At 62.9% G+C, this 17,040-nt stretch carries 13 protein-coding genes and 1 pseudogene; 4 read left to right on the top strand and 10 right to left on the bottom strand.

The features are described 5' to 3' along the window. Positions 1-372: 372 nt before the first annotated feature. Both entS and B0T39_RS21490 read left to right on the top strand, forming a co-directional pair. Positions 373-1,653 (top strand): enterobactin transporter EntS, encoded by a 1,281-nt coding sequence (gene entS / locus B0T39_RS21485; protein ID WP_081550292.1) that lies wholly within the window; start codon positions 373-375, stop codon positions 1,651-1,653. 1,095 nt (positions 1,654-2,748) lie between these two features. Next, positions 2,749-3,198 (top strand): hypothetical protein, encoded by a 450-nt coding sequence (locus B0T39_RS21490; protein ID WP_081550294.1) that lies wholly within the window; start codon positions 2,749-2,751, stop codon positions 3,196-3,198. A 132-nt stretch (positions 3,199-3,330) separates the two neighbouring features. On the opposite strand, the pseudogene B0T39_RS26575 reads toward B0T39_RS21490, so the two are convergent. The 8 genes and pseudogenes from B0T39_RS26575 to B0T39_RS21535 all read right to left on the bottom strand — a co-directional run. Beyond that, positions 3,331-3,993, bottom strand: a pseudogene (locus B0T39_RS26575) (methyl-accepting chemotaxis protein); the annotation flags it as partial. Positions 3,994-4,760: 767 nt separating this feature from the next. After that, positions 4,761-5,318 carry a PAS domain-containing protein gene (locus B0T39_RS21500; RefSeq protein ID WP_081550298.1) on the bottom strand — a complete coding sequence of 186 codons (558 nt, stop codon included), beginning with the start codon at positions 5,316-5,318 and terminating at the stop codon, positions 4,761-4,763. Between the two features lie 360 nt (positions 5,319-5,678). Further along, positions 5,679-7,520 carry a DUF3857 domain-containing transglutaminase family protein gene (locus B0T39_RS21510; protein WP_176219625.1) on the bottom strand — a complete coding sequence of 614 codons (1,842 nt, stop codon included), beginning with the start codon at positions 7,518-7,520 and terminating at the stop codon, positions 5,679-5,681. 212 nt (positions 7,521-7,732) lie between these two features. Further along, positions 7,733-8,413: a Fe2+-dependent dioxygenase gene (locus tag B0T39_RS21515; protein ID WP_081550304.1), complete on the bottom strand. Its 681-nt coding sequence runs from the start codon at positions 8,411-8,413 to the stop codon at positions 7,733-7,735. Between the two features lie 199 nt (positions 8,414-8,612). After that, positions 8,613-10,805, bottom strand: a complete 2,193-nt coding sequence (locus B0T39_RS21520) for a TonB-dependent receptor (protein WP_081550306.1) — start codon at positions 10,803-10,805, stop codon at positions 8,613-8,615. Between the two features lie 340 nt (positions 10,806-11,145). Continuing rightward, positions 11,146-11,556 carry an ExbD/TolR family protein gene (locus tag B0T39_RS21525; protein WP_081550308.1) on the bottom strand — a complete coding sequence of 137 codons (411 nt, stop codon included), beginning with the start codon at positions 11,554-11,556 and terminating at the stop codon, positions 11,146-11,148. Continuing rightward, the gene (locus B0T39_RS21530; protein WP_081550310.1) at positions 11,543-12,220 is read right to left on the bottom strand and encodes a MotA/TolQ/ExbB proton channel family protein; all 678 of its coding nucleotides are present in this window, start codon (positions 12,218-12,220) and stop codon (positions 11,543-11,545) included. The genes B0T39_RS21525 and B0T39_RS21530 overlap by 14 nt, the downstream gene beginning before the upstream one ends. After that, positions 12,217-12,924 (bottom strand): energy transducer TonB, encoded by a 708-nt coding sequence (locus B0T39_RS21535; protein ID WP_081550312.1) that lies wholly within the window; start codon positions 12,922-12,924, stop codon positions 12,217-12,219. The genes B0T39_RS21530 and B0T39_RS21535 overlap by 4 nt, the downstream gene beginning before the upstream one ends. Before the next feature lie 225 nt (positions 12,925-13,149). Between B0T39_RS21535 and hslV the strand changes: the two genes are divergently transcribed. Both hslV and hslU read left to right on the top strand, forming a co-directional pair. Further along, positions 13,150-13,725, top strand: a complete 576-nt coding sequence (hslV, locus tag B0T39_RS21540) for an ATP-dependent protease subunit HslV (protein ID WP_081550314.1) — start codon at positions 13,150-13,152, stop codon at positions 13,723-13,725. A gap of 53 nt (positions 13,726-13,778) precedes the next feature. Then, entirely contained in the window at positions 13,779-15,122 is a 1,344-nt protein-coding gene (hslU, locus tag B0T39_RS21545) for an ATP-dependent protease ATPase subunit HslU (protein WP_081550316.1), read from the top strand. Positions 15,123-15,183: 61 nt separating this feature from the next. Here the strand turns inward: hslU and B0T39_RS21550 are convergent, their stop codons facing one another. Continuing rightward, positions 15,184-16,506: an MFS transporter gene (locus tag B0T39_RS21550; RefSeq protein WP_081550318.1), complete on the bottom strand. Its 1,323-nt coding sequence runs from the start codon at positions 16,504-16,506 to the stop codon at positions 15,184-15,186. Between the two features lie 263 nt (positions 16,507-16,769). Continuing rightward, a partial coding sequence (locus B0T39_RS25975; RefSeq protein WP_217806310.1) for a hypothetical protein occupies positions 16,770-17,040 on the bottom strand: 271 nt, incomplete at its 5' end.

Below are 17,040 nucleotides of genomic sequence, written 5' to 3' on the forward strand. Positions count from 1 at the left end.
TAGAAGCGGTCATCCACGGTCAGACCGGCGGTGCGGCTGCGCTCGTTGGTGATGTCGGGGTAGCAACGGCCCGCCCGGTTCAGGCCACCGCCGACAAACAAGCCGTGATCCCACTGTTGCTTGAAGCCCAGGTTTACCGTCAGGTGCGGCGCGTAGTTGAATGGATTGGCCGGGATGCCGGGGTTGGCGGCGTCGCTGGCCGGCGCTCAGCGTCAGCCGTGGCTGAGGCTGATTGACATGATCAAATGCAAATGATTCCTAATACAGACTGCTGATGTTACCATGCGGCATCCATAACGGCACACCCTCTTGCCGGCCGCGCCAGCGCATGCTGCGCGGCCTCCACCCCTGTCGAGATCAAAAAAACCTGTCATGAAAAAGTCGCCCATCTTCGTTGATTTCAGCCTGCTCAGGCTCAACCCGCATTTCCGCTCCATCTTCATCGCCCGCATGATCTCGGTGTTCGCCTTCGGCATCCTGATGGTGGCGGTGCCGGTGCAAATCCATCAGCTTACCGGCTCTACGCTGCAAGTGGGCGCGGCGATGGCGCTGGACGGCGTCGGCATGTTCGCCGGCCTGATGTGCGGCGGCGTGTTGGCGGACCGCATGGACCGACGCCGGCTGATCCTGCTGGGCCGCTCGCTGTGCGGTCTGGGCTTTCTGGCGCTGGCGCTCAACGGCTTCATGACCCATCCCTCGGTGCTGGCGCTCTACGTGGTGTCGGCCTGGGACGGTTTTTTCAGCGGTATCGGCATCACCTCGCTGATGGCGTCCATCCCGGTGCTGGTTGGCCGTGACAACCTGCCGGCCGCCGGCGCGCTGAGCATGCTAACCATGCGCATAGGCGGCGTGCTGTCGCCTCTGCTTGGGGGACTGATCATCGCCGCCGCCGGGGTGAACTGGAACTATCTGTTGGCCGGCGTCGGCACCTTGGCCACCTTGATCCCGCTGACGCGTTTGCCGTCCTTGAAGCCGCAGGGCGGGGAGCCGGCGCATCCGTTGCGTTCCTTGCTGGAGGGCTTCCAGTTCCTGTGGCAGAACAAGGTGGTGGGCGCGGTGGTGGCGGTGGGCACGCTGCAAACCCTGCTCAGCGCGGTGCGGGTGTTGTATCCCTCGCTGGCGGAGGACGGTTACGGCGGCGGTGCTTTCGAAGTGGGCCTGATGTATTCGGCGGTGCCGCTGGGCGCGATGATAGGCGCGTTCACCAGCGGCTGGGTGGGCGGTTTGAGCCGTCCCGGCGCGGTGATGTTGAGCTGCGTGCTGGCTTCGTCGCTGAGCATCGCGTCCCTGGGCCTGGTCCATCATCTGGCTTACGGCCTGCTGGCCTTGGCTTTGTTGGGCTATTTCGGCTCCATCGCGTCCTTGTTGCAATTCACGCTGGTGCAGGGCAATACGCCGGATCATTTGCTGGGCCGGGTGAACAGTCTGTGGAACGCGCAGGACGTGGTGGGCGATGGCCTGGGCGCTTTGGGCCTGGGCGCGCTGGCGCGGGCCTTGGCGCCATTGACGGCGGTGGGCTGGTTCGGCGCTGTGGCCGCTGCGGCCAGCCTGGCGATGTGCGGGGCTTTTGGGTCTTTGCGGCGTTTGGCCGGCGGCGCGGCCGCCGAGGCGGAGGCGGCCGGGGAGCCGGCGCGACAGGGCGCGGGGTCCTAGCGCCAAGGGTTTGTTGGCGCGGATCTTGTTGCAGGGCGGAAACCTTCGTTGGGGCTTCCGCCCTTTTTGCATTTGTTGTGGGGGCGGGGGCTTCCTTCCGGAACCTGTTAGGAGAGGTAAGCCATTTGTAGGTGAAATGAGGGTTTTGAATCCGCTGCGCGGATGATGGTTTTGATTGCCGGGGCTGCCCGGCAGGCAGGAAGGGGAATTTGCTCGGCCAAATTCCCCTTCACCCCAAAGGTCGCCCTGCAAGCCTGGCCTACGGCTTCCCGCCGGGCCCCGTCAGGCCCGAGGCGCGGCTGAACTCGCAGCGCGCTAACGTCGCGCTGCTCGAACAGGCAGCCGCTTAAGACCTCGGGCCTGCCACCCGTCGGCAGGCTTGAAGGGACCAGGGGCGCATCGGATACATGCTTTCTTTTAGGAAACAAAGCTTATCCACAGACAAGAGCAATGGAACCAAGTTACCCACAGAGCAATCCAGGCGGCAAATCAACCATCCCCTATCTAGAAAATTGACCACCTCGTGTAGCGACCAAGTGTCCCCTCGGGGCGCGCCGGAGAAAAAGGGGTCTGCAAGGTTTTAAGCGGCTGCTTTGTTTGAGCGATTTGACGCTAGCAAATCGCGAGTTCAGCCGCGCCTTGCAGGCCCCTTTTTCTTCGGGGTTTCGCGTCCTGGGGGACGAGGGGGGCTGGAAGGGGGCGGCGGTCCGCCCCCTCCCCGTTCGCCGCGCGGAAAGCGGCACCTAAATCAATATCCGCGCAGCGGATTCAAAACCAGATCACACAACCAATAAGCCACGCTCAATCAAAGCAACCGCCCCACCTTGACCTCAACCGTCCCCTCGGCAACAATCCCCCCGTTGCCGCCCACATGCGGCACACGGGATTGGCGTCTCGTTAACAAACTCGGATATAGGCCTCCGCGCATATATTCGTCATCTCACCATGGCTGTACCTGATTGGCAGGTGCGTTGTGGGAGAGTGCCTGCACTCGCCGGTTAGTTTGTTCCGGTACGCCAATCCTGCTCCGCGCCTGCCTAATACCTTAGCCTCCACGGCAGGTGGTTTATCTTGTGTCACAGCAGGAGAAACACCATGCAACATCCTCACAAATTCCCCCGTCGTCGTCGCTACAAACTGCACTCGCTGGAGCAGCAGGAAGCCTTGCTTCCCTTTGTTCGCTTCTGCCCCGGCCGCACCTATCGGCATTACTGGCAAATGCCGACGCCCCGTAAGGATTACCCCGTCGACAGCGCCTACGGCCGCGAATGCGCGGCGCATTTGCTGCAATGGCTGAAGGACAACCGAGAATACGTCGGCAAAGGCCTGCTCAGCCGCGTGGCGCGGGACATCGATTTTGACGATCGCGATGGTCGCGGTCAGTGGATGGGCTTTTTCAACTATCTGGAAATCATGATGCTGCTGGGCGCGGACCGGGTCCGGGTCTACCGCCATGTCGATAGCCAGCACCAGCTCTACCTGGCGCTGGGACAGCGCTTCAGCCTGGAAGCGTGTTTCCGCCGCATCCGGCTGCGCAATCGCTAAGCTCCGCTGACAACGGAGCACGGCGCATACGCCAAAAAGCGGGGCAGCTTTTAGCTGCCCCGCTTGATTCCTGTCCCGCCGCGCCTCAGCCGGCGTTCCAACGCCGATGCGCGGCGGGTGTCGACCCCTGGCTTACTGGCCGTGCTTCTCCTCGCCCAGCTTGTCCAGATAGCGCAGGATGCGGCCGCTGTCCTGCTCCAGCTTCTGCATCCGGTTGACGATCTCCTGCTCGTCCAGCGGCCCTTCCTGGCCAAACACCGCCAGCGCGGCGTCGATGTGCTGGCTGGCTTGCTGCTCGGTGGCCGCCAGCTCGCTCCAGGAACGGGTCTGGCCAAAGGACTGCTGGCCTTGCAGTTGCAACCAGCCTTGCAACTCGCTGCCCTGCTCCAGCGGCTTGGCTTCCTCTATCGAGTGATAGGCGGTCTGCTTGAAGATCACGTGGCCCACTTTTTGCAGGCTGAGCTGGGATTTGTCGTGCACGCGGTTCACCTGCGCCATCACCTGCTGCGACTGCTCCACCTGGCTGCTGAAGCGCTGGCGGAAGGTTTCCACCGAGTCTTTGACCTGGCTGGCCACATTGCCGGCGGCGCTGGCCTGGGTCTGCATATTGCCGATGCGCAGCGACAAGTTTTCCAGTACGTCCTGCACATTGTTGGCGGTGCTCTTGCTGCGCTCGGCCAGCTTGCGCACTTCGTCTGCCACCACGGCGAAGCCGCGGCCGGTTTCGCCGGCGCGGGCGGCTTCGATGGCGGCGTTCAGCGCCAGCAGGTTGGTTTGGTCGGCGATGGCGGAGATGTCGGCCAGCGAGGTTTCTATGCCCTGCCATTCCTGGGCCAGCGCGGTGCTGGCGGTGTCCATGCTGCTGACGCTGTCGGCGATGGTGTCCAGGTGGCCGGACAGCTGTTGGGCGGTTTCCAGGCTGACGCGCGCGCCGTCCGCGGTATCCTGGGTGATGGCGGCCACGTCGGCCATGGCCTGGCTGATGTCTTCCAGGTCGCTCTGGTTGCTGGCCAAGTCCTTGCGCAGGTGCGGGTTGTTGAGCGCGGCCAGCTGCGAGGAGAGGCGGTTGCGGCGGATGTAGCCGTCGTTGTCGGCCATGGTCTGGATGGCGTGGTTGACGCTGCCCAGCGAGCTGGCCAGGATGCCCGGCAGGCCTTGGCTCAGCGGGCGGCGGCTGTAGTCGCCGGCGCTGATGGCCTTGAAGCAGGTGTTGATTTCCTTGAAATAGGTTTCGATCAGGTCCAGGAAATCATTGAGTTGCCAGGCCAGCTTGCCCACTTCGCCCAGGTTGCGGGTGCCGGTGGCGCGGTGGTGCAGTTCGCCGGAGCTGGCGTAGCCCAGTTGTTCGTGCAGGGTGTTGAGCAGGCCGAAGATGCGGCCGCTGTGGCGCCACAGCAGCAGGGACAGGGCGATGGAGGCGGCCAGCAGCAAGGCGTCCACGATGCGGCTGACGATTTCCGGGAATAAATAAGCGTCCAGCAGCGAGAAGGCGACCAGCAGGTTGAAGCTGATGATGCACCAGCCCAACTGGGTGCGCAGGAAGGGCGGTTTGTTGTCGTGGTTCATGCGGCGACTCCCGGCGCTTGCAGTACCTGGGCGTTGAGGGACAGGATGAAGTCTTGGTAGCTGACGCCTTTTTCCGCCAGCACTTGCTGCAGCCAGGCCACGGAGGCGTCCGGCGCGGTGGCTTTGTTGTGGCTGGCTTCTATCTGGCGCATCTGGGCGTAGACCGGCTCTATGGCGGCGATAGCTTCCTGGCTGGGCGGGCGGCGCACGGAGTAATAGCCTTGCAGTTGGCCGCGCAGGTCGTAGTCCGGGGTGACGTTGGCCAGCACCCAGTAGTAATCGCCGTTTTTGCTGTGATTTTTTACCACGGCGAAGAATTCCTGGCCCTGTTGCAGGGTTTTCCACATCAGGCGGTAGGCGCCGCGCGGCATGTCGGGGTGGCGGATCAAGTTGTGCGGCTTGCCCAGCAGTTCGTGCTCGGCGTAGCCGGCGATGCGCATGAACACGCGGTTGGCGTAGGTGATGTGGCCGGTGGGGTCGGTCTTGGTGATGATCAGTTCATGAGGAGCGAGCCGGATTTCCTTGCTGGCCGTGCCGGCGGCGGGGTGCGTCATGGTCTGTTTCTCTCTTATTTGTCGATTGCATAACCTCAAATGTTCATTTTCGGCCACTGGCCCAGTAGGGGCAAGCGTTTATTTATTTGTACTGCCCGTGCTTGACGCGCTGCTGCTTAAATTACTTCTTAATAATCCAGTTCTTACAAAAACAAAAAAGGACGCCTGTGGCGTCCTTGTGTGTGGCCGAGACGGGCCTCAGATCGTAAACCGGCTCTCGGAATGTGTTTACGATCTCGCGAGCTAAGGCGAGACAAGGCGAAAACGAGCGAAAAAGCGGAATGTACAGGTGGTACATGAGCATTTTGAGCTCGGTTTCAACGCCGTATCGCCGACGCGCAGCAGATCGTAAACAGGTTCTCAGAGTTTGACGATCTGGCGGACTTGGGTCACGCAAGCGCGGGCGTCTTCTATCAGCTTGGCGAATTCCGGGCTGTTGATCTCGGCGTGGCTGAGCCAGCGTACCTTATTGCTGATCCGGTACTGGACGCGGATGCCGGCCGGGGTTTGCTGTTGCTTGGCGTTCACTTCGTACCAGGGGGAGCTCACCTTGCATTCAAAGGCCGGCTGGATAGCCTTGGCGCCCTTGAGCAGCACATCGGACTGCATGGCGCTGGCGTCGCCCAGGTAGACGTCGGCCAGGTTGCCGTTGCGCTTGTAGTTGTCGAAGCTGTCCCACACGCCTTTGAAGTGGGAGTCGTAGAGAAACAGGCCGGAAATCTTCTCCAGCATGCGCGGGTCGCGCACGCTCATGTGCAGCGGGTAAACCGAGGGCACCATGAAGGAGGTTTTGTCGCGCTGGACCTTGCAGCCTTCCGGCTGATTGCTCAGCCGGTTGCACAGGCTTTGGTCGGTGGCGCTGACGCCCTGGTAGCGGTCTTGCAGAATGGTGTCGATCAGGGCGGAGTTGGCCAGTTCGATGTCGGCGCTGACATCGGCGCCGCCGTCGTCTTGCAGCGCGTTTTCGCGCTTGATGTTCAGATCGGTGCGCGCCGGTTCCATTGGCACCTGGGTCTGGCTGACCACGCCGTCCTTGCCGATGATGAAGGCCCAGCGGTCTTGCAGGTCCGACATGATGCGGCCGGGCTGGAAGAAGGGGTTGGTGGGGTCCAGCCACCAGGTCTGGCCGGCGATGTTGGCGCGGACGATCATGTGGTTGGGCGCGCCGACGCCGGGCAGGAGCAGCGGCGGGGCGAACTTGCCGCGGTAGATCAGCACCGGTTCGGCGGCGATGCCGGCGCGGCGCAGCATGGCGGTCAGCAGGGTGGAAAGGTCTTTGCAGTCGCCGTAGCCGTGTTTTTCGATTTCCGCCAGCGTGAACGGCACCAGACCGCGTTCCGCCAGGCGGGTGTCGTTGAGGTAGCGGTAGTTGCGGTTGATGTGCTGCATGAAGGCGGCCGTCTGCTCCGCGGCCGGCTTGCCCTGGTTGGCGGCCACCACGGCGGCGGCGGCCGGCGGCAGCGGCGCGGCCAGGATTTCGTTGTAGCGGCGGGCGTGGGCGCCGAAATGGTCTTGCGGCTGGTCCGAGGTGGCGATCACCAGCTGCGGCCATTCGCGCAACGCGCTGTTGTTCCACTCGTTGATGTAGTTGAGGTAGCGCGGCCGGCGCAGCGACACCTTGATGCGCTTGCGGTCCGCGCTGGCGTCCACCGTGTAATCGTCCAGCATCATGCCGCGCCAGATCAGCGGGCGCGTGGACTTGAGGTCGAAGTTGAAGCTGTCTTCGCGCGCTTTTTGCGGGCCCAGGTCCAGCTGGTAGCGCAACTGGCGCACCAAGGGCTGCGCCACGCTGTGGGTCTTGATGCGGTAGGACACGGTGCTGCCCACCGACAATTCCGGGAAGGCCATCCAGGTTTGCATGTCGCGGCTGACGCCGGCCTCCGGATTGGGCGCGGCGCGGGTTTCAATCTGGGATTTGCCCAGCTTGATCACTTTGCCGTTGGGCTGGATCACTTCGGCCCGTTCCACTTGCATGCGGTCTTCGGCCGGGTAGGTGAAGTCGATGCGGGACAGTTGTTCGCGGCCGGAGGGGTGCAGGATGGTGAATTGCTTGCTGGTGACGCAGTCCAGGCTGTTGTCTTTATTGTGCTGGCAGCTGACGGCGGTTTTGACCGCCAGCGGCGCTTCGCTGACCGGTTGCAGCGCGGCGGCGCTGAAGCTGCTGTAGAGGCCGGCGGCCAGCCCGAGAGTGAGTGTACGCATATTGGAATCGAAAAGTGTGATGTTGCTGTGATGATTATACGGCGCGAGGGCGGTGAAAACGCGCATCCGGCGTCCGCGCCGCCGGATGGGGTCAAGCGTTCCATCTTCGCATATTAGCGCTTTCGAATGTGTGTGCTTTTTGTGTCGCTGTCGAGTCTGTCCACGGCCACGCGGACAAGAACGGGACAGGACGGCGAATGGTCAAGGGACGCTCACGGCGCGGCCCACATCCGCAGCAGATTATGGTAGTTCGCGGTCAGCGCCACCAGGGCTTCGTTGTCGCCCAACTGCAGGCGCAGGTTGGAGATCGCCGCGTCCATGTCGAACAGCAGCCGGCGCTTGCCGTCGTCGCTGATCATGCTTTGCACCCAGAAGAAGGAGGCTAGCCGCGCGCCGGCGGTGACCGGTTCCACGCGGTGCAAGCTGGTGGACGGGTAGAGCACCATGTCGCCGGCGTCCAGCTTGACGCTATGACTGCCGTAGGTGTCTTCAATCACCAGCTCGCCGCCTTCGTATTCGTCCGGGCGGCTGAAGAATAGGGTGCAAGATACGTCGGTGCGCACCCAGCCGCCGTCGAAAGGGTGGCGGCGCACGGCGTTGTCCACATGGTTGCCGAAGTCCATGCCGGCCTGGTAGCAGTTGAACAGCGGCGGGAAGATTTTGGCCGGCAGCGCGGCGGAGAAGAACAGGCCGTTGCGTTGCAAGGCGCCTTCCACCATGGCCTGCAATTGTTGGGCTTCCGGCAATTGCTGCGGCAGTTGCAGATTGCGTTTGACCTGGGCGGACTGCTGGCCGGCGGTGATGCGGCCGTCGGCCCAGTCGGCGCGGGACAGCAGTTCGCGGCCCAGCGCCAGTTCTTCGGCGTTCAGCACCGCGGGGATGTGCAATAACATGGGGTCTCCGTATGAGGCTCAGCCCCCGGTGAACCGGGGGCCGGAGCCGTCTTGCAAGCGGTTTACGATTTGCTGCGCGTCGGTAGAGACATTGTGCGATGGGCGCCGGCTTCGAAGCGCTCATGCGCCATCGGCGTATTTCGCTTTCTCAGCCGCAACGCCTTGTCTCGTCCTGGCGCGCGAGATCGTAAACAGGTTCTTAGTACTTGAAGCTGACCGTCAACTGCGCTTCGCGCGGAGTACCCAGCGTGGCGTGAGCCGGGTAGCCGCCGTCGAAGTAGGTCTTATTGGCCAGGTTGTTCACATTCAGCTGCACCTTGTACTTGCGGGTCTCGTAAGCCAGCATCGCGTTGGCCACGGTGTAGGCCGGCAGGTAGTTGGTGTTGGCTTCATGCGCGTAACGCTTGCCCACATGGGTCAGGCCGAAACCGCCTATCACTTCTTCGGTGAACTTGTAGGTGGTCCACAGGTTGGCGGTGATCTTGGGCGTGTAGCGCGGCATATTGCCTTCGGTGCCGGCGGCGCCCAGGGCCGGCGGCGCGGCCTTGTCGATGCGGGACTTCATCAGGGTGAGGCCGGCGAAGACGTCCCAACGCTCGGTCAGCCGCCCGGCGCCTTCCACTTCCACGCCGTCGGTGTGGCGCTTGCCGGACAGCAGCACGGTGTTCTGGTCCAGCGGGTCGGTGTTGCGTTCGTTGGTCTTCTCGATGCGGAACAGCGCCGCGCGCAGGCTGGCGTCGCCGTCGAACAGATCCCACTTGGCGCCCAGTTCAATGTTGCGGTTTTTTTCCGGATCCACTTTGGCGGTGGCCTTGTCCAGCGCGTAGGCCTCGCCCGACGGGTTGAACGAGGTGCCGTAGCTCAGATAGTAGGACTGGGCGCTGCTGGGCTGCCAGATCAGGCCGCTGCGCCAGCTCCACACATTGTCGGTGCGGCTGACGTCGTAGCTGCGGCTGGGGTCCTGGCTGACGGAGCCGTCACGATTACCGGCGCGGATCTTGTAGTCGCCGCTGAAACGGTCGAAGCGTGCGCCCACCACGGCCTTCCACTGCGGGGTCAGCTCCAGCGTGTCCATCGCGTACAGGCCGATATTGCTGGCGTCGAACTGGGTGTTGCTGCTGCGGTAGCGGCTGAGGTCGGTGGGCACGCCAGGGTCCGGCGCACCCACGGTGGTGCTAGGCGGAGTGTTGAACAGGATGTAACGGTTGGTGTCGGATTTTTCCTTGCTCAGCTCCAGGCCGGTCAGCAGGGTATGGCGCACGCTGCCGGTGTCGAACTTGCTGATCAGGTCGGTCTGGTTGTTCCACGACCAGTCGGTGCCGTCGCGCATCGGCTTGCTGCGAGTGATGCGGGAGCTGTCCATGACCGGGTTGCTGGGGGTGATGCCCGGGATGCGCGGCGCGGTGGGCGACACATCGCGCCAGAAGCGGTTGAAGCGCAATTGGTTGCTCAGCACCAGATCGTCGCTGAAACGGTGGGTGAGCTTGGCGGTGAGGATGTCGGTTTGCGTTTTTTCAAAATCGCTGTTCAGGCCGTAGAAGCGATCGCGCGGCACGTTGATGGGCTGCTGGGTGTTGGCGTTGAACGGGATGCCGTAGTCCGGAACGTTGTCTTCCTTCTGATGGAAGTAGGACAGCACCAAGGTGGTGGGCTCGCCCAGGCCGAAGGCCAGCGACGGAGCGATGCCGAAGCGTTGGCTTTTCGCCGGGCCGCGGTCGCTGCCGTCGTCGGTGGCCATCAGGTTGACGCGCATCGCGGCGGTGTCGCTGAAAGCCTGGTTGATATCGAAGGTGGAACGGGTGAAGCGATTGCTGCCGACGCCGATTTCACCCGCCACCAGGGAACCGGCGAACGGAGTTTTGCTGGCCTGGTTGACCACGCCGCCGGTGGAGCCGCGGCCAAACAACATGGAGCTGGCGCCTTTCAACACTTCCACTTTTTCCAGGTTGAAGGTGTCGCGATTGTACTGGCCGATGTCGCGCATGCCGTCCAGATAGGTGTCGGTAGAGGCCGAGAAACCGCGAATCACTACTTGGTCGCCGGTGCGGCCGCCTTCGCCGGCGGCGAAGGTGATGCCGGGCACATTGCGCAGCGCGTCCTTCAAGTTGGAGACGGCTTGGTCTTCCAGCAATTGCTTGCTGACTACCGTGATCGATTGTGGAATGTCCTTCAGCTTCTGGTTCAGCTTGCCGATGGCGCTGGACTCGGTCTTCAGGCTGCCGCGTACCGGCGTTTCGCCTTCCACGCGCACGGTTTCCAGTTTGGTGGGGGTGTCGGCGGCCAGAGCCAGACCGGGGGAGAGGGCGGCGGCGAGCATGCCGGCGCCGATTTTCGCCGGCAGCTTGCGCGCGACGATGCCGCTGCCGCGGCTTGGGGTGGGTCGATGTTCCATCAGGGTTCTCATTTCGTGTCGTTGTTATCATCGCCGGCCGGCTGAGGCCGGCTCAGCTTTGCCTTACTGCACGCCTCTCCGGCCTTGTCCGGGCAAAGAGCGGACAAAGGCCCCCCTGGTCTGCGCGGCGGCAGTCCATGGAATAGAAGAAGAGGAATGAGGGGCCGGCGCGAAATAGCGGCTGGATAAGCGGCTGCGCGCTGGCGGATACGGGACGCGGATCTCGCGTCTACTGCGGCTCAGGGGCCGGCAGAGTCCTCAAGCAAACCAATGGCGTGGGCTTGCGTGACGGCTCTGCGCGAGCTGCCGGCGGGTGCCGGCCATGCTCGCACGGCGGTCGCTACGGCGCTTCGGTGGCGAAGCCTATCTTGCTGATGCCCCCTTGCTGGGCGCTGGCCAGGGTTTTGGCCACGGTTTCGTAACGCACGCTCTTGTCCGCGAACAAGTGCAGCTCCACTTGCGGGTTGTCGCGGGCGGCGGCGGCGAAGCGTGCGTCCAGCTCGCCTTCCGGCACGTTGACGTCGTTCCAGAACACCGCGCCGGCAGCGTCTATGGCCAGGCGGATTTCCTTGGGCTGGCTCTGCTGCGCGGCGGTGCTGGCCTGCGGCAGGTCCAGCTTGACGGTATTGGTCAGCAGCGGGGTGGTGATGATGAACACCACCAGCAGCACCAGCATCACATCCACCAGCGGGGTGGTGTTGATGTCGGCCATCGGGGCGGAAGCGCCCTTGTCGAAACTACCGAAGGCCATCGATCTCTCCGGACTGAGTCAGCAGCTGGGCGTGCAGATCGTGGGCGAAGTAGTCCATGTCTTGCGCCATGATGCGCTGCATGCGGGTCAGGGCGTTGTAGGCCAGCACCGCGGGAATGGCGGCGGCCAGGCCGGCGGCGGTGGCCACCAGCGCTTCGCCGATGGGGCCGGCCACCGCGGCGATGGTGACTTGGCCGGCGGCGCCGATGTTCACCAGCGCGTGGTAAATGCCCCATACCGTGCCGAACAGGCCGATGAAGGGCGCGGTGGAGCCCACCGAGGCCAGCACCGTCATGCCGGTTTCCTGCTTGCCGTTTTCCTGAGCCAGGCCCTTGCGGATGGCGCGGGTCAGGAACTCGTCCAGGTCGCAGCTCTGGCCCAGCGGGCGTTCAGCTTGGCTGCGGTAGTGGCGCAGCGCGGCCAGGCCCTGACGGGTGAGGTTGGCGAAGGGCGCGCGGGAATCCTGCAACTGGGTTTCTGCCTGTTTCCAGTCCGGGGCGTCCCACAGCGTGGTTTCGGCCTGCTTGTTGGCGCGGCGGATATGCCAGGTGCTGACGCCGCGGACCAGGATTAGGTACCAGGTCAGCACCGACATCAGGACCAGGATCATGAACACCGTGACCAGCACGGCGTCCCCTTGATGGAATACAGTCATTAGATTCATGATTTTGCAGACTTCAAAGAAAATTCAACGGGAACGATAAAGGTGTAGGCGATGGCTTCATTGCCGCGCTTGGCCGGGGTGAAGGTCCACTTTTTCACCGCCGCCACGGCGGCGCGGTCCAGCCGCGGGAAGCCGCTACTGTTGGACAGCGCCACATCCAGCGGCTGGCCTTGGGCGGACACGTGCACCCTCAGCTGCACGGTGCCGGTTTCGCCTTCCTCGATGGACAGCGCCGGATAGGCCGGCTTGGGATTGTTCAGATAGCCGCCCCGGTACATCGGCTCGGTGATCGAGGGTTTGGCGTCGGCGGACTGGCCGCGGGAACTGCCGCCCTCGGCGGAGCTGGCAGCCGGGCTGGGCTTGCTTTCCGCCGCCGGGGCGACCGTGGGCACGCTGATGGCCTTGGCGCTGGGCGCGGCCGGCGTGGGCGTGGCCATCACCTTGGGTTTGACCGGAGCCGGTTTCGGTGTCGGAGTGGGCTTGACCTGCGGAGTCGGCTTTTTCTCAGGCTTGGGCTGCTGCTTGGGCGCAGCCGGCGCGGCGGCCTTGCTAGGCGCGGCCAGGCTGATCATTTCCATACTGGCGACGCGCGGCAGCGTGATGGGCGCCTGCATCGCCACTGCGCCGCCCATCAGCGCGAAGGCCAAGGCATGCAGGCCCACGGTGCTGGAGAGCGCCGAGTATTGAAGAATTCGCTGGTTCATGACGGTGATGATAATACAAACTATTCTCATTATCCAAGCTGGAAAACGCGTATACCCCCATGTCATTGATATGGGTAAATAAATGACGGGAAAAGGATTTTGCCAAGCGCCGCGCCAGCCGGCGCGCCGGAGCGTTCCGACGCTTGCAATCCATGGTTTTGCCTGCATATCTTGCAGCATTGGCCACGGCGGAGTGTCGGTGGCGACATTATTGGAATACAAAACATGCAACAGTTCGACGGAACCACCATCGTGTCCATTCGCCGCGGCAATCGCGTGGCGCTGGGTGGGGATGGCCAGGTCACTCTGGGCAATATCGTGATCAAGGCCTCGGCGCGCAAAGTGCGCAAGCTGCACGGCGGCAAGGTGCTGGCGGGCTTTGCCGGCGGCACCGCCGACGCCTTCACGCTGATTGAGCGTTTTGAAGCCAAGCTGCAGAAGCATCAGGGCAACCTGCTGGTGTCGGCGGTGGAGCTGGCCAAGGATTGGCGCACAGACCGCATGCTGCGCCGGCTGGAGGCGATGCTGATCGTCGCCGACAAGAACAGCACCCTGATCATCACCGGCAACGGCGACGTGCTGGAGCCGGAACAGGGCATCGCCGCCATCGGCTCCGGCGGCGCCTACGCGCAGTCCGCCGCGCGCGCGCTGTTTGAGAACACCGATCTGCCGGCGGAAGTGGTGGTGAAGAAATCGCTGGAGATCGCCGGCGACATCTGCATCTACACCAACCACAACCATGTGATCGAGCTGTTGGACGAAGCCGACGAGCCTGAAGACAAAGAGTCGGAAGCCAACTAAGCCGCATTCAAGAATCAAATCGCCGGGAGCGTTGCTTCCGGCTGGAGAAAGTCATGACGCAAATGACCCCGCAGGAAATCGTCCACGAACTGGACCAACACATCATCGGCCAGAACGCGGCCAAGCGCGCGGTGGCGGTGGCTCTGCGCAATCGCTGGCGTCGCCAGCAAGTGGCCGAGCCGCTGCGCAGCGAAATCACCCCCAAGAATATCCTGATGATAGGCCCCACCGGCGTGGGCAAGACCGAGATCGCCCGCCGTCTGGCCAAACTGTCCGGCGCGCCCTTCATCAAGATAGAAGCCACCAAGTTCACCGAGGTCGGCTATGTCGGCCGCGATGTGGACACCATCATCCGCGACTTGGTGGAAGTGGCGATCAAAGAGACCCGCGACGCCGCCATCAAGCGCAACCGTCCGCGCGCGGAAGACGCGGCCGAAGACCGCATTCTGGACGTGCTGCTGCCGCGTCCGCGCCAGCAGGCCGGTTTCTTCGGCGGCGAGTCGGAAGCGGAAGCCAAGCCGGAAGACGGCGCCACGCGTCAGAAATTCCGCAAGATGCTGCGCGAAGGCGCGCTGGACGATAAAGAGATTGAAATCGAAGTCGCCGCGCCGGCGGCGCAAATGAATGTGATGGCCCCGCCGGGAATGGAGGATTTCGCCAGCCAGCTGCAAGGCATGTTCCAGGGCCTGGGTTCCGGCAAGAAGCAGGCGGCCAAGATGAAGGTGACGGAAGCGCGCAAGCAATTGATCGACGAGGAAGCCGCCAAACTGGTCAACGACGAGGAACTGCGCGCCGAAGCGCTGAAGAACGTCGAGCAGAACGGCATCGTGTTTCTGGACGAGATCGACAAGGTGACCAGCCGCAGCGAAGGCCAGGGCGGCGCCGACGTCTCGCGCGCCGGCGTGCAGCGCGACCTGCTGCCGCTGGTGGAAGGCACTACCGTGTCCACCAAGTACGGCATGGTCAAGACCGACCACATCCTGTTCATCGCCTCGGGCGCTTTCCAGCTGTCCAAGCCGTCGGACCTGATCCCGGAGCTGCAAGGCCGTCTGCCCATCCGCGTCGAGCTGTCCTCGCTGACCGTGGACGACTTCAAGGCCATTCTCACCAGCACCAACGCCTGTCTGACTCGTCAGTACCAGGCGCTGATGGCGACCGAGGGCGTGGAGTTGGACTTTGTCGACAGCGGCATCCAGCGTCTGGCCGAGATCGCCTGGCAGGTCAATGAAAAAACCGAGAACATCGGCGCGCGCCGCCTCTACACGGTGATGGAAAAGCTGTTGGAAGAAGTGGCCTTCGACGCCAAGGCCGGCCGTTGCGAAATTGACGCCGCCTATGTCGATAGCAAGCTGGAACAAGTGGCCGAGCGCGAAGATCTGGCGCGTTACGTGCTCTGATCCACACCTTTATATATAGAAACGTGAACGGCGGCCGATGGTCGCCGTTTTTGCATCCGCCTCAGCGCGTCTCACAGGCCGGCTTGGCGGCGGCTGGCACGGCCGCCAAATCGCGGAACGCCTCCGGATGCCGCCTCCAATACCAATCCTTCACCTCCTCGTGATCCAGTTCCAGGAACGCTCTCAAGCCGGGCAATAGCAGCATGGGCGCCACGGTGGCCAAATGCAGCAGCGCGAAAATCAGGTAGACCCGCTCCAGCGGCAGCACATGCAACAGCGCGCCGGCCAGCGCGGGCCCCAGCATCGATCCTATTTTCACCAGCATCACATTGATGGCGGAAAAGCGCGCGCGGTAATTCTCCGGCACCGCCAGCGTGCGGTGAGTTTGGCCTATCAACTGGTTCAGCGCGAACATCAGCCCCATCACCGCGAAACAGGCCAGAATCACCCAAGGGTTGTCGCTGATCGCCACCACCAGCATCAATACGCCGCAGACCAGCATGCCGATGGTGCGCGCCTGGTAGCGGCTGAAGCGGCGCAGCAAGACATGAGTGAACCAGAGCGAGCCCAGCAACATGCCGGCGCTGATCGCCGCCTCGCAACCGCCCAGCCAGGCGGCGGACAAACCCAGCGCATGCAGCTTGACCGGCAGCAAAGTCGTCACCAGCGGCATGAAGGCCACCAGGGTGACGAAGACCGCCAAGGTCCAATAGCGTTCTAGCGGAATGCGCCAGCGCGCGTACAGGCCGCTGCGGATATCCTCCAGCCAAGGCTGGCGCACGGCGTCCGCGGCGCGCGGCGGCACGCGCACATATAAGGAAGCCGCGGCGGCCACCACCAGCAGACAGGCGTAGGCCAGCAGAGTCAGGGTGGGGCTGGTCGCCGCCATCAAGCCGCCGCCCAAGACCGGGCCGATCAAATTGCCCGCCGACTGCGAGCTTTTCTGCAAGGACAGCGCGTCGCCCAGCCGGGCCGCCGGCACCATCTCGGCGGCGATGCTGAGCATGGACGGCAGCACGATGGACCAGGCCAGCATGGCCAGCGATTCCACCGCGATCACCCAGCCGATGCGATACCAACCCAGCGCGGCCATCAAGGCCAGCAGCAGCGCGCTTAACATCGCCAACAGCATGCCGCCGCCAATCAGGCGGTTCTTGGGCAGGCGATCGCCCAAGGGCGCGGTCAGCGGCAGCGACAGCAGCATCACTAAAGCGGTGATAGAGCCGAACCAGGCCATATCGCGCGCGCCGCCGGACTGCACCACCCACCAGCTGATGGCGACATAGCCGGCGCCCATCGCCAGCCCGCTCAACACATCGCTCAGCATCAAGGCGTAAAACGGCGTGGGCAGTCCCTCTAATCTTTGACGCAAGGTTTGCTGCATGGACGTTTCCTGAGCGATGGGATGCGCTCAGCTTAACAATTAATGCCTTAGGCATAAAGTCTGCGTCGAATAATTTGCCGGAAAGCGGGTTTTTCGGAAAAACCGGGGGAAATCTGCCCGCTTTCGCAGCTTATCTGCCGGCGGCAACAAGCTGGGAAGCCTTGTTTTCCGGCTTGCCCAAAAGTTCTTGTAAAATCCTTTCTGAATGATTTCTATTTAAATCATGAGCTTAGGTCGTGACATCTTAAAAACCCCATCTTTTTTCAAAATAGGTGTTGACGGAGCAAGGGCTGTAACGTATATTTCACCTCCTCAGCAGACAACGCAGCGGCGGAAACGAAGCGCAGCGATCTGCACCGCTCTTTAACAAAACGAATAACCGATAGGTGTAAGTGCTCGGTCGATGACCAAACACTTGCACTGCAAGACGAGAGATATCTTGATGTTTCTTTGATCTTGCGTGCCAGAAAATTTGCTTGGAATTGAACTGAAGAGTTTGATCCTGGCTCAGATTGAACGCTGGCGGCATGCTTT

The sequence above is a fragment of the Chromobacterium haemolyticum genome (assembly GCF_002081825.1).
Lineage (GTDB): Bacteria > Pseudomonadota > Gammaproteobacteria > Burkholderiales > Chromobacteriaceae > Chromobacterium > Chromobacterium fluminis.

Bases quoted from the DNA above. Each gene is read 5' to 3' on its own strand.
- entS (WP_081550292.1), top strand. From the start codon at position 373: ATGAAAAAGTCGCCCATCTTCGTTGATTTCAGCCTGCTCAGGCTCAAC.
- B0T39_RS21490 (WP_081550294.1), top strand. From the start codon at position 2,749: ATGCAACATCCTCACAAATTCCCCCGTCGTCGTCGCTACAAACTGCAC.
- B0T39_RS21500 (WP_081550298.1), bottom strand. From the start codon at position 5,318: ATGACGCACCCCGCCGCCGGCACGGCCAGCAAGGAAATCCGGCTCGCT.
- B0T39_RS21510 (WP_176219625.1), bottom strand. From the start codon at position 7,520: ATGCGTACACTCACTCTCGGGCTGGCCGCCGGCCTCTACAGCAGCTTC.
- B0T39_RS21515 (WP_081550304.1), bottom strand. From the start codon at position 8,413: ATGTTATTGCACATCCCCGCGGTGCTGAACGCCGAAGAACTGGCGCTG.
- B0T39_RS21520 (WP_081550306.1), bottom strand. From the start codon at position 10,805: ATGGAACATCGACCCACCCCAAGCCGCGGCAGCGGCATCGTCGCGCGC.
- B0T39_RS21525 (WP_081550308.1), bottom strand. From the start codon at position 11,556: ATGGCCTTCGGTAGTTTCGACAAGGGCGCTTCCGCCCCGATGGCCGAC.
- B0T39_RS21530 (WP_081550310.1), bottom strand. From the start codon at position 12,220: ATGAATCTAATGACTGTATTCCATCAAGGGGACGCCGTGCTGGTCACG.
- B0T39_RS21535 (WP_081550312.1), bottom strand. From the start codon at position 12,924: ATGAACCAGCGAATTCTTCAATACTCGGCGCTCTCCAGCACCGTGGGC.
- hslV (WP_081550314.1), top strand. From the start codon at position 13,150: ATGCAACAGTTCGACGGAACCACCATCGTGTCCATTCGCCGCGGCAAT.
- hslU (WP_081550316.1), top strand. From the start codon at position 13,779: ATGACGCAAATGACCCCGCAGGAAATCGTCCACGAACTGGACCAACAC.
- B0T39_RS21550 (WP_081550318.1), bottom strand. From the start codon at position 16,506: ATGCAGCAAACCTTGCGTCAAAGATTAGAGGGACTGCCCACGCCGTTT.